This window comes from Niallia alba, from assembly GCF_012933555.1.
GTDB lineage: Bacteria > Bacillota > Bacilli > Bacillales > Cytobacillaceae > Niallia > Niallia alba.
In genome coordinates, this window is record NZ_JABBPK010000001.1 from 390,644 (window position 1) to 403,174 (window position 12,531).

Consider the following 12,531-nt stretch of genomic DNA (forward strand, 5'->3'; position numbering starts at 1 on the left):
TTGGGGATAAGCCTAAAGAAAGAAGGATGTGTATCATGAAAGTATTGTGGATAACCAGTGTGTACCCTAGTGCAGATAATCCTGGAAATGGGGTGTTTCATGAAACACAGGTAAGAGCACTATCTTCTTTAGGAGTAGAGGTAACAGTCATTAATCCCATCCCATTAAATGCTTCCATTTTTAGATTATGGAAGAGAAAATATCGAAAAAAAAGAATTCCTTTTATGGAGGAAAGGGATGGAGTAAAAGTTTATAGACCAGTGTACAGAGCAACTCCTGGTCAATTACGCTGGTTTCAGCCAGATAAACGAATCGCAGGGAGCATCCTTGAAACCTTGAAGAAAGAAAATATAGACTGCGATTTAATCCATGCGCATTTTGCGATGCCATCAGGAGGAGCTGCAAGAATTGTTGCTTCCAAATATAAGAAGCCGTGGCTACTCACATTACATGGGAGTGATGTTCATATTTATCCGTCCTTTAGCTGGAGTGCAGAGCGAATTTTTCAAAAAACAGTCAAATCCGCAGATAATGTCATGGCTGTAGGCGAACACCTTGCTGAGGCAGCGGAGTTGAAAACGGGGAGAATTTGTACTCCATTACCAATAGGAATTGACCTATCAAAATTTAATCTAGCGCAAGCAAAGATTTTGAAAGCAAAGCATAAAGAGGAGCTAGCGTTACCTAACAATAAAAAAATCATTCTCTATGTTGGACGTCTTGTCAAAGAAAAAGGAATTTTTGAATTAGCAGAAGCGTTGCCCTATCTTCCAGAAGAATATGTAGCTGTTTATGTAGGAGATGGACCTGAAAAAGAAAAATTAAAAAAACACAAAATGTATAAGGAACGATTATTCTTAGTCGGGCAAATTTCTAATGAAAAGGTGCGAGACTATTTATTGGCAAGCGATATTTTTATTTTACCATCCTATTCGGAAGGACTGCCTACTGTAGTTATCGAGGCTATGGCTTTAAAAATACCAATTATTAGTACAAATGTAGGTGGGATACCTGATTTATTTGGTGAATATAACCATCTATTAATGGAGCCTCGATCCGTACAGCAAATTGTGACAAAGGTAAAAGAACTAGCAGCTGACCTACCTTTCTATGAAGAAATAACGGAACAATTATATCAGCGTGTTCAGGAGAATTACTCTGCAGTTGATAATGCAAAAAAACTGGTAGAGAAGTATCAGGAAGTAGCCAGTATATTTATCGATTCTACTTATGAAATAAATCACTCTTGGGAGGAAGCGAAATGAGCAAGGTTCTAGTTACAGGTGGAGCAGGTTTTATCGGATCACATATTGTAGAGGGTCTGTTGGCAGAGGGATATGAAGTAGTCGTAATAGATAATTTTTCATCAGGGAAATTTGAAAATATTAAAGATTTACCTATCAAAATTTGCCCGTTTGATATAACGGATCCAAAAGTAATCGATGTTATTTCTAACTTAAAACCTTCGTTTATTATTCACCAAGCAGCACAAGTGAGTGTGGCAGATTCGGTTCAGAATATATTGCATGATGAAAATGTAAATGTAAAAGGATCTTTGCATGTGATCAAAGCAGCTATTTGTGCCTCTGTGGAGAAAATACTATTTGCTTCCTCTGCCGCTGTATATGGCAATCCAGAGCAGCTTCCTGTTAAAATCGATCATCCAACTTTACCGGAATCACCGTATGGATTAACAAAATTGACAGTTGAAAAATATCTAAAACTGGCCTATAAGTTTTATGGGTTGTCCTATGGGATTTTGAGGTATAGCAATGTCTATGGACCAAGACAGGATGGGAAAGGCGAAGGAGGAGTTATCTCTATTTTTGCAGATCGGATTTTGGAAAATAAGACACCTATCATTTATGGATCTGGTGAACAAACAAGGGACTTCATTTATGTCAAGGATGTAGCGAGTGCAAATGTTCAAGCATTAAAGCAACAAGAAAATCTTTGTGTAAATATTTCATCTAACGATAAAATTTCAATCAATCAGCTTTGGGAAAAGATGGGTTCCATTGGGAATGTGTCAATTGAGCCAATATATAAGGCTGAAAGAGAAGGCGATATTCTGCATAGTATTCTTTGTAATGAACAGACAATGTCGCAATTGAATTGGAAGCCCAAAATAGATCTAGAAAATGGATTAAGACAAACCCTTTTCTCATCTAAAAAAGTTTTACAAAAGTAATCATAAGATCGGGAGGAAGGATTGTAGAAGTTGGGAAATAATCGTACAGTAAGCAAAACAATAGGATTCGCTGTTATATTTATCACTTGTCTTACCATTTTATATTTGACAACGATATATAAATTAACTTGGATACTTCCTATCGTGTGTATATGGGTTGTCATTCAAATAGGTATTTATTTGAAGTCAATCATTACACTTGATCAATTATTTAAAAATGTCATGTATGCCTTGCTGCTTTCTACTTTTCTTAACCAGTCAATCATTAGTATTAATATAGGTCCCTTTTCGATTTTTTTGTACAGAATATTGTTAATATTGGCAATTGTGTTGTATATAAGTACTGCTTTGTACAGAAAAAGAGTGATAGAGGACTTTTATAACAGTAGGATACCATTTATTTGGCTGTTTTTTGGTGGATGGATTCTTTATGGAGTCATTTCTGTTCTTTGGTCTGTCTCCATTATGGCTTCACTTAAATATATGTCCTTATTGGTTATGGGAATAGCGTTCGTCTATTTAGCAAATAGGACATTTAAAACAAGGCGACAGTTACAATATTTCTTAGCTGGCTGGCTTGGAATGACTGTTTTGTTAGTAGGGATAGGGTTTGTGAATTATTGCTTTTCTATTCAGTTGCCTAGTTCTGGGCTGTATGGGGCTTCAAGCTATAAATTGTCTTATCCGACAGCTGTTTTTTTTAATCAAAATGATTTTGCTGTATATCTCGGAATCTCTTTTTTCTTCTTTGTGGCCGTTGGCAAAAATGCTAAGAGAACCATGCTTAAAGGGTGCATGCTTATTTTTAGTATGCTGGTTGTTCTTCTTATTTATTTAACAGAGTCACGCGCTGCACTACTTGCGTTAGTAGGAGGAGGACTGGTTTATCTGTTCCTGTTGATTCCAAAGAGATGGAAGAGGTTAACCTTACAAGTTATTTGCGGATTAGTATTACTAGGAGGTCTCTTCGTTGCTAATAGAGGAATAGTTAAGGTGCAGAATCTTATTGAGTCAGCCGAACAATATGAGCTTAATGAAGTACTACCATCGAATTTAGCGAGAATCAATCTGTTAAGAAACACATTCTCTTATTTACTAGACTCTTATGGATTTGGGATAGGAGCGGGCAATATCCCTTATTATTTAGAGCATAAAAGCTATTTTTCAACAGGAAATGTCTATCAAGTGCATAATTGGTTTGCAGAAATTGCCGGCAACTTTGGTTTAGTGACTTTACTTGGCTACGTCATTATGCTGATTTATGCATGGTTCGCCTTCTATCGAATATACGAAAAAGTAAGCAGTCGGACAGATAAAATGCTGTTAGAAGCATGTATGGTCGGAATGGTGTCTTTCCTTATTTCTAGTATTAGTCCAAGTTCAGTGATGAATTTATATTTTCATTGGGTTTTTCTAGGGTTTATTTTATCTACACTGTCTGTTTATAAAAATAGAAAGCTAGAATTTTAACTTTCATAGGAGAAAGGGAGAGTTTGTTTGTGAAGTCTGTTTTATCAGTTATAGCAGCAAGATCGAAAAAATATTTTATCCCTTTATTGTTACTGAGTATCCTGTTAGGTGTAATAGGATGGTTTGCTCCTGCTGGTAAAGAAAGTCCAACTGTAAAAGCAGAAGCAACTATTTTACTTGGAAATTATGAAAATGAATACATAAACAATAGTGAGGTAATCGCATCTTTATTAAGGAATGAAACGACCTTTTATAGCTATTTGCCAGATGTGGACATAGACTTGGAGCAACTTCTTATTTCTGCTGAGCCACCAAAAAAGTTAAACCTTGTTTTGACTGCATCAAGTGAACAGGAAGCAGTGGCTTCCTTATCTGAATTAGTAACGGCCTTTTTAGAAATGGATCAATATCACTACCAAGAAAAAGATGAAATTATTTCAGACAGCATTAATCAGCTCCAAGGAAACCCTGTTCCAGCAGAATTAGTTGTGGAGCAGCAACGATTTTTATATGAATTAAAAACGAAACAATTGAATCAGCAGCCTGCCGTGTTAGTAAAGGATGTCACCGCAGAAAAAGGAGACGGTCGAGTAGTGTCTCAACAAGATCGGGCACTAATGGGGATTATGATTGGAATCATGCTCAGTTGTTTATGGATACTTTATCCACTGTTTTTGAAATCCGAATCTGATTAAAGAGGTGAGTGTAGAATGGCTCCATCTATATCTATTATTATGCCTTCATACAATTGTAAAGAGTATATATCTTTTAGCATCGAGTCTGTCAGAGCGCAAACATACACAAATTGGGAGCTATTAATTGTTGATGACCATTCAACCGACGGCACCGTTGAATTATTAAAAGAGTGGGAGAAGGTTGATAAGCGAATTCGTGTTTTTTATCGAACGGTTAATGGAGGAGCTGCTATTGCTCGGAACATAGCACTTGAACATGCCTGTGGAAAATACATCGCTTTTTTAGACAGTGACGACAGATGGAAGAAGGAAAAACTTGAAGTTCAACTAGCATATATGAAGGCAAATAACTATGCCTTCACCTTTACTGCTTATGAGTGCATTGACCAAGCGGGATCACGATTAAAAAAGTACATTCGTGTTCCTAAGGAAGTTGATTATCAAACGATGTTAAAAAATACGATTGTTGGCTGTTTAACGGTTTTAATTGATCGAGATCAAGTTGGGGATTTTCAAATGCCTAATATCCGTACTCGTCAAGACTTGGCAACATGGCTAATGATTTTAAAGCGTGGATTCCGTGCGTTTGGCTTAGATGAAATATTAGCAGAATATAGGGTAGGGAATGAATCTATTTCCAAAAATAAGTGGAAGGCTGCGAAAAACAATTGGCATGTGTATCGTCATATAGAACAGTTGAATTTCTTGCAGTCATCCTGGTATTTTTCTCATTATGCCTATAATGCTATTCGGAAAAGACTGTAGAAAAGGTAGAGGAGCTTACAAGATGAGAACAATCCATGTTATTGTTGCGACTGGTGTTTGGGATTTAGACAATTTAACTTATCGTAGACATCGTTTTGCTGAGTTTCTGCAAAAGCAGCAGGAAACAGAGGAAGTAATCTGGCTTTGCCCAGGGAAAAAACAGACTCCAGAAGTAACAAAGTTAGAAAATGGTATTTATCAATGGGTAATCAGTGACTTGGGCAATCATAAAGCACAGCGATTCGCTCGATTTATTCCCCTTTTCTACCAGAAAAAGCTCCGAGGTTTAAGTAATTATTTAGCAGAAAAGAAAGGGAGCTGTTCTGTGAAACTATGGTATACCTATCCTGCTTTTCCATCTTTACATAAGATATTTACTTGGGATCAAATCGTCTATGATTGCAGTGATTTATGGGCAGAACAGCTAAGTGGAAAATTTTCTATCCTTTCCTATTTTAAGCAAAAAGTAATTGATCAAAGTGAACAAAAAATTGTCGGGAAAGCAAGTTATATTATTTGTACTTCTAGCTTTTTAAAAGAGGAATTAATAAGCAGAACGCCGGCATATCGAAATAAGATTTATACGTATGAAAATGGCGTGGAATATAGGCTTTTTCAAAAGCAGGAGAATAGTGAACCTCTTATAGAGAAGGATGGCTTAACGATTGGATATATAGGTGGAATTAAGCCTAAGCTTGATTTTGCTCTTATACAGGAGATCGCACAGAAAAGGAAGGAATGGAGCATTTTATTAGTGGGACCAGATGGGACAAATAGCAGCCAAGCGTTTATGGAACTGTTGAAAGCACCAAATATTCGTTGGACTGGCAGTGTACCAAGGAATCAAGTTGCTGATTATATGCAAATGCTTGATATTGGAATCATGCCATATAAGGATACTTCATACAATAAAGCTATATTTCCATTAAAACTTTTTGAATTTCTTGCTGCTGGCAAACCAGTGATAGGAATGAACTTGCCTTCTACAAGAGAATATGCAGAAGAGGGAGTTTACGAACTTTTGCAGGGGAAGGTGGAAGCTGATCCATTTATTCAAGCCTGCGAAAAGATGGCAAACAGTGCTGATAATCAAAAGTGGAAGGAAAGAAGAAAGCAACTTGCAAAGGAAAAAGATTGGGAGATTATTTTCCAAGAAATCATCCATATAAACAAAGAAACTAGCATGTGAGGAAAAAATAGCTGCTAGTTTCTTTGTTGTTCGTCTGTAATTAACGGCCAGCTCAAGCTAAGAATGTTCCTAGGAATCTCCCGCTTCAATCAGACCACAAGGTCGATAAGTGGGGGTAGTTCAAATTTTACTGTAGATGTCCATTTCATCCATTATATCTTGTAAGGTAATTTGTGCTAATTCCTTTTCCATTGATTGTTGGATAGTTGAAAAAGCGTTATTTAATGTAGGGTGGATTTTACTACCTATAGGACAATGGTGATTTGGATGATCATGTATAGCAAACCATTCGCTTTTTGATTGAACGGCTAAGTAAATATTTAAAAGAGTAATATCTGCAGGAGATTTTAATAAGGTTGCCCCAGAAATGCCTGCCCTGCTCGTTAGGATTCCGCCTTTTTTCAAAAGTCCACACATTCTTCTTATCACTACAGGGTTTGTATTAACGCTTTCTGCAATAGAATCAGAGGTTATTTGTTCATATGGTTTCGAGGCAATTAAAGATAGGATATGAATAGCAACAGATAGTCGGCTGTTAGCCATAATAAATAGACACCACCAATCAAATTTTTTGTCATTCATTCGGAATACGATATAATTGTTGCGTTGATAAAAATGAAACGCTATTCAAAAGCGCTTTCATTTTGTGTCTAATCCTATTATACAATGGATTTTGCTATCAAAAGCCGCTAATTTATCATTAAATTGTGAACAAATAGACACAAAAAAAACGTTGGTCACTTGAAAGAAAATGGTTATTCATGCTTTATAATAAAAACAGCAATTGATCGAGGAAAAAAGGTTATAAATAGATGGGATCTTTAGTAGATGAGGTGGAAGAATGTGAAAACAGTTTTAGTTGTAGGTGGGGGAATAACTGGTTTATCTACCATGTATTATTTGCAGAAGGAAAATAGGGAAAGAAATTTAGGGCTTCGTTTAGTATTAGTAGAGGCAAATGACTATCTAGGTGGAAAAATTCATACGGTTATGAAAGATGATTTGATTATGGAAACAGGAGCAGATTCTATTGTTGCTCGGAATAAAAATGTTCTTCCCTTTGTAAAAGAATTAAATTTAGAAAAGGAACTTGTTTATAATGCAACAGGAATATCTTATATTCATACACAAAATAAATTATTAGAAATACCGAAGGATTCTATATTTGGGATCCCAATGACGTTAGAAGCTCTTTTTACTAGTGAGCTGATTTCAACTCGGGGAAAATTAGAAGCTTTAAAGGACTTATTTCGAACAAATACACACTTTACGAAAGAATCATCAATCGGCGAGTTTTTAGCGTACTATCTTGGTAGAGAAATTGTAGAAAAACAAATTGCGCCTGTTCTTGCAGGTGTATATTCCGGGAATATTTATTCGTTAACAATGGGATCGACATTGCCTTATTTACTGGATTACAAAGAGCAGTATGGGAGTGTTATTCGCGGTCTAGGAAAGAATAAAGAAGCATTTCAATCTGCTGCTAATAAGAAATTTATCTCTTTTAAAAAAGGTTTATCTACCATTATCGATCGCCTAGAAGAAGTATTAACAGATGTAACGATTCTAAAGGGGATTGCTGTTACGAATATGGAAAAAGAAGAAAATCACTATAAAATTCAGTTATCAAATGGAGTGCAACAAATAGTAGACACTGTTGTATTATCCACACCTCATGATGTTTCCAATAGCATTCTAAACATGGAAGAATTAACTCCTTCGTTTAGTAAATTAAAGAATTCATCAAATATTACTTTGTATTTATCCTATGATATTCCCGATGAAGAATTACCTAAAGATGGAACAGGCTTTATTGTAGCAGGAGATAGTGATATTGTTTGTAATGCATGTACGTGGACAAGTAGAAAGTGGCAGCATACATCTAAACATAATCAACTATTATTACGTTTATTTTATAAAAAAATGAATCCAGCCTATGAACAATTAAATAGTCTTTCAGAAGAAGAACTGATAAAAGAGGCAAAGAAGGATATTGAGAAAAGTTTAGGAATTACTTCGAATCCAAAAAGCTATGAAGTGACAAAATGGGAGAACGCGATGCCAGTTTACTCTTTAGAACATAAGCAAGCTGTAGAAGCACTTACCCGAAACTTAGCTGACTTATATCCTAATGTGTATTTAGCTGGTTGTTCTTACTATGGAGTAGGAATTGCGGCATGTATAGCAAATGGGGAAGAAACAGCCGAGAAAGTTTTACATTCAATGGAATAGTCAAAAAAGCAGGGCCGAATAATAGGGCTCTGCTTTTTTCGATCAACCATGTAAAATATCTAGATGATGGTTTTGTATAGTTATTAATAAAATGGAGAATTTTTTACAACTTAACTAGTAACAATTTTTCACAAGATTTATAATAAATGAAAGAACATTAAGAAATGAGGAACCAACTAAAATGAAAATGAGACAGATGATCACGGTACAGGAGTAAATTTAATGGATCATACAGTAATGGTATATATTGTTTTAATAACGATGTCCGGTGCATTGCATATAATATTAGCGATTATTGCCTATATGAATAGGCAAGCTTTTGAAGGAATGAGAACGTTATTATGGCTTTCGTGTTTTGTAGCGATTTATGCATTTGGGTATGCATTAAGTCTTGCTAGTACAACGATAGAGGAAATGAAGTTTTGGACAGCACTTCAATATTTAGGTATGCCATTTTCAGCACCTGCTACATTGATCCTTGTTTTACAATATATTGGATATGACAAGCCACTAGTGTTGCATAAATGTTGTTAGAATATTCAGTTTAAATATGTCCCCTGTTAAGAGCCAAAAAAGTAAATACCCAACTAAAGGTGGATCCATCCATTTGGAAATTTTTTTACAATTAGACTTAAGAGACGACGACAATTTGTTTATTAAGGAATGGTTTTTCCTTCAATCTTTCGAAGCCAAATATGTGCTGGTTTCCACAAAGCTGCCCGTAAATATCGGCTAATTTGTAGGGTTTTTCGTTTACTTTTTGTCTCGATTTGTGCGAGAACATGCAGGCAAAAAACAATAAGTGCGATAAACACTTGATTCTGAATTGCCCATTCGCTTTGGCCGTAAAACTTTTTGATATGGAGATGTTGTTTAATCCATTTGAAAAATAACTCAATCGCCCAGCGTGATTTATACATCTTTGAGATTTCTTCAGCACTTAAATCAAAACGATTTGTGATTAAATGAAGCTCATTTCCTTTTGAATCAATCACTTTTAGAAGACGAAAGTAATTTTCGGCACGGTTTTGCGTCGTACCAATCAACACCATTTGATCCGACAAAACAGATGTATTCTCGGGTAGTTTAAAATCGTAAACCTCCCGTATGACTGCGTTTTTTCGCAGCCTAGAAAGGAAAAAGTAGCCGTCATCTGTCATCCGATCAAAGCGTTCGTAGTCTAAGTAACCACGGTCAAACACATACATACATTCCTTGTCATCAACCATTACTTCAAGCTGACCGCGGTCATGTTCTTTGGCCGTTGTCATAATGGCCTTTTCGGGATAGGATATACCTTTTTCCATAAACACAAGGCGTAAGTGCAATTTAACACCCGCTTTTGTTTTGCGGAATTTTGCCCATTTATGATTAGTCAAATTGAGAGGCAATGTGCTTGAATCAATGATTTTTAATGGCATCACAAGTTTCGTGTTGTGCGTTTTGGCATGAATTTGTGAAACTAAATCAAGGAAAAGCTTTTGGAATAAGTCTGGATTCATGCCATTTAAACGGCGTGAGAGTTGGGAAATACTGATAGAATCAAGATCAATGCCCTTTTGCAGTTGATCATCGAAAAGACAATCGCTCAGCGCATGCAGACTTTCGACTTCTTCTAGCTGCGCAAAAAGTAATAATTTTAGAAATGACTCTGTCGTTAGTTTTTTCGTATAGAAATCTAATTTCAACGTTTTCACGTTTTCTTCAAATAATTGAAGATTTATTGGTGAAAACCATTGTCCAAATGAAGTTTTTCGTGTAATCTTGTCCATGCGATAGTCCTTTTTAGTGGATTTGGACGGGTTACCACCTAACTTATCCATTATAAAGGACTTTTTCTTTGCATAAAATGATAAAATTGAACATTTCAAGTATTTTTAATAGTTAAATTAAATTAACGCAACACTAGTGATGACAAGCATATAAATAAAAAAACATACTTTCTCTATTATTTAATCCCAATGATCTCTTTTTTACTTATTGCAACGAATGAATTTCATCATTTATTTTATCAATCAACCTATTTAGAATATCGTAACACGACTCCTATTATGCAAATAACAGTGGGACAATGGTATTTAATACATGGTGCCTATACATTTGGGACACTTGCTATAGCTTTTGTGTTACTTTCCATCTATTGGTTTAAAGAAAAAACAAGACAGACAAAGCAAGTGATTATTTTGTTAACGGGGATTCTTCTCCCGATTAGTACCTCATTAGCTTATCTAGTTGGACTTACTCCAAGCGGTTTGGATCCGGTACCGATAGCAATGCTATTTACGAGTTCTTTATATTTATATGCCATCATATCGACAAAGTTTTTATTGGTTCCGCCAATAGAAAAGGATTATATATTTGAAAGTATGGGAGATGCTGTTCTTGTATTAGATCAAACTTATCATCTAAAAGATTTTAATAAAGCAGCCTTTACTTTATTTTCAGATGTGAGAATAGGGGAGCATATAGCAGCTGTATTAGGATTGGATAATCAGATTCTTCCATTATTGAAAAATATCGATGCGAATTCTATCATAACAGAAGTAGAAATGAGTAATAAATCAGCACTAGATTATTATCAAGTAAAGGTCTCGCCGATAAAAAAAGGAGAGTCGACCATTGTTGGTACTACGATAATTTTCACTAATATTACGGAACAAAAAAAAGAACAAATGAACTTAACAAAAATCGCCTACACGGATGTGCTAACGCAAATTTATAATCGGGCTTATGTGCTATCTGTTGCTGAAAAGATGCTTGCCTCTCATAATAAAATGGCTGTTATTTTGTTTGATATTGATCATTTTAAGAAAATAAATGATACATATGGACATTTGGGTGGAGACGAAGCGCTAAAGCATGTGGCCGCTCTCTGTAAAAGTGTGGTTCCAGAGAATGGAGTCTTTGGTAGATATGGTGGTGAGGAATTTATCATCTTTTTATTCGAAAACGAAGCAGATGAAGCCGTTTCTATTTCTGAAAGTTTAAGAAGAGTAATAGAAGAATCACCTTTACCTTATAATGAAATAGTGATTAACATTACTGCCAGCTTTGGCGTTGTAGTAAAGGAAAACGGTTTAGCTCTTACCCCATTGATCAATGAGGCGGATGAAGCACTATATGCTTCCAAAAGAGAGGGGCGAAATACGGTTTGTGTGGCAGTAGATGGAGAATATACCAAATTATCTTCTAAAATAACCGCGGGAAAATACTGATAATAGAAGGCCATAGCGCTTGTCTCCTTCTTACAGTATGAGATTGTTAGAGGTAAATAGATACGTATGTCATCTTTTCTTACGTTATTTGTTAAAATATTTAGAAAATACGCAAAAATGTATTGCGCAAAAAAGAGCGGTGTATTACAATTTTTTATATAATCTAAACTTATCTTATATAGTTAGAAAAATATTCTAACTCCAGCGCAAAGTGATATGGAGAAAAGTCAGTTAATCGTTTTTTCTCGTATTTAAGCAACCGCGCTTTTCTTAAGACATATGCATTGCTTTGAATGTTTATGATTATCTCATAAATATCTCATGCAATATCCAGATGTTTGTAGGGGGAGTATCACATGTATCATGCTAACACTATATATATTATTGGAGAAAGCAAAACTTCCTCTAATAATGCAATTATGCAGCAATACAATGGTTTCTTTATCGCATTAGTTGTAGATAGAGTTTCTCATACGATTGTTGATGCGGAATGTTCTTCAACTATTAATATCACCTCTTCCTTTATTCGGTCTATTGTTGTTGGGAAGTCGATGTTAGATACAGACACAGTTTTAAAGGAAGTAGAAAATCGTTATTTTGGATCTTCTCAAAAGGCAGTGATGGTTGCTTTTAAGAATGCCCATATTAAATATAAACAAATAGTAAAAGAATTAGTATAAACTGCTTTTTCTGTTATACGCAGAGGAAATCCAGTTGATAGAGACTTTGTTCTCTATTGGCTGGATTTTTTATTTTGCACGAATAAAGATGGCT

12 protein-coding genes are annotated in these 12,531 nt (G+C 35.3%); 10 read left to right on the forward strand and 2 right to left on the reverse strand.

Features of this window, described 5'->3' with window-relative positions:
• The first annotated feature begins 35 nt into the window (after positions 1 to 35).
• The 6 genes from tuaC to tuaH are packed head-to-tail and all read left to right on the forward strand — an operon-like array spanning position 36 to position 6,310.
• Positions 36 to 1,265: a teichuronic acid biosynthesis protein TuaC gene (gene tuaC / locus HHU08_RS02070; protein ID WP_169187704.1), complete on the forward strand. Its 1,230-nt coding sequence runs from the start codon at positions 36 to 38 to the stop codon at positions 1,263 to 1,265.
• Positions 1,262 to 2,191, forward strand: a complete 930-nt coding sequence (locus tag HHU08_RS02075) for an NAD-dependent epimerase/dehydratase family protein (RefSeq protein WP_169187705.1) — start codon at positions 1,262 to 1,264, stop codon at positions 2,189 to 2,191. The genes tuaC and HHU08_RS02075 overlap by 4 nt, the downstream gene beginning before the upstream one ends.
• 30 nt (positions 2,192 to 2,221) lie before the next feature.
• Positions 2,222 to 3,661 (forward strand): O-antigen ligase family protein, encoded by a 1,440-nt coding sequence (locus HHU08_RS02080; RefSeq protein WP_169187706.1) that lies wholly within the window; start codon positions 2,222 to 2,224, stop codon positions 3,659 to 3,661.
• A gap of 29 nt (positions 3,662 to 3,690) precedes the next feature.
• The gene (locus HHU08_RS02085; protein ID WP_169187707.1) at positions 3,691 to 4,356 is read left to right on the forward strand and encodes a hypothetical protein; all 666 of its coding nucleotides are present in this window, start codon (positions 3,691 to 3,693) and stop codon (positions 4,354 to 4,356) included.
• A gap of 15 nt (positions 4,357 to 4,371) precedes the next feature.
• Positions 4,372 to 5,121, forward strand: coding sequence for a teichuronic acid biosynthesis protein TuaG (tuaG, locus tag HHU08_RS02090; RefSeq protein ID WP_169187708.1), 750 nt, complete (start codon positions 4,372 to 4,374; stop codon positions 5,119 to 5,121).
• 22 nt (positions 5,122 to 5,143) lie between these two features.
• On the forward strand, positions 5,144 to 6,310 hold the full coding sequence (gene tuaH, locus HHU08_RS02095; protein ID WP_169187709.1) for a teichuronic acid biosynthesis protein TuaH: 1,167 nt from the start codon (positions 5,144 to 5,146) through the stop codon (positions 6,308 to 6,310).
• Positions 6,311 to 6,430: 120 nt separating this feature from the next.
• Here tuaH and HHU08_RS02100 read toward each other — a convergent pair whose 3' ends face one another.
• Complete coding sequence (locus HHU08_RS02100) at positions 6,431 to 6,853, reverse strand: Rrf2 family transcriptional regulator (RefSeq protein ID WP_169189590.1); 423 nt, start codon at positions 6,851 to 6,853, stop codon at positions 6,431 to 6,433.
• 300 nt (positions 6,854 to 7,153) lie between these two features.
• On the opposite strand from HHU08_RS02100, the gene HHU08_RS02105 reads away from it, so the two are divergent.
• Together HHU08_RS02105 and HHU08_RS02110 are read left to right on the forward strand one after the other, a co-directional pair.
• Positions 7,154 to 8,542: a protoporphyrinogen oxidase gene (locus HHU08_RS02105; RefSeq protein ID WP_169187710.1), complete on the forward strand. Its 1,389-nt coding sequence runs from the start codon at positions 7,154 to 7,156 to the stop codon at positions 8,540 to 8,542.
• Positions 8,543 to 8,764: 222 nt separating this feature from the next.
• On the forward strand, positions 8,765 to 9,076 hold the full coding sequence (locus HHU08_RS02110) for a histidine kinase N-terminal 7TM domain-containing protein (protein ID WP_169187711.1): 312 nt from the start codon (positions 8,765 to 8,767) through the stop codon (positions 9,074 to 9,076).
• A 122-nt stretch (positions 9,077 to 9,198) separates the two neighbouring features.
• Here the strand turns inward: HHU08_RS02110 and HHU08_RS02115 are convergent, their stop codons facing one another.
• On the reverse strand, positions 9,199 to 10,314 hold the full coding sequence (locus HHU08_RS02115) for an IS4 family transposase (protein ID WP_100525938.1): 1,116 nt from the start codon (positions 10,312 to 10,314) through the stop codon (positions 9,199 to 9,201).
• A 150-nt stretch (positions 10,315 to 10,464) separates the two neighbouring features.
• Here HHU08_RS02115 and HHU08_RS25640 point away from each other — a divergent pair, with 150 nt between their 5' ends.
• Both HHU08_RS25640 and HHU08_RS02125 read left to right on the forward strand, forming a co-directional pair.
• Positions 10,465 to 11,757, forward strand: coding sequence for a histidine kinase N-terminal 7TM domain-containing diguanylate cyclase (locus tag HHU08_RS25640; protein ID WP_328823063.1), 1,293 nt, complete (start codon positions 10,465 to 10,467; stop codon positions 11,755 to 11,757).
• 356 nt (positions 11,758 to 12,113) lie between these two features.
• Complete coding sequence (locus HHU08_RS02125) at positions 12,114 to 12,437, forward strand: DUF3870 domain-containing protein (RefSeq protein ID WP_016201318.1); 324 nt, start codon at positions 12,114 to 12,116, stop codon at positions 12,435 to 12,437.
• Positions 12,438 to 12,531: the final 94 nt, after the last annotated feature.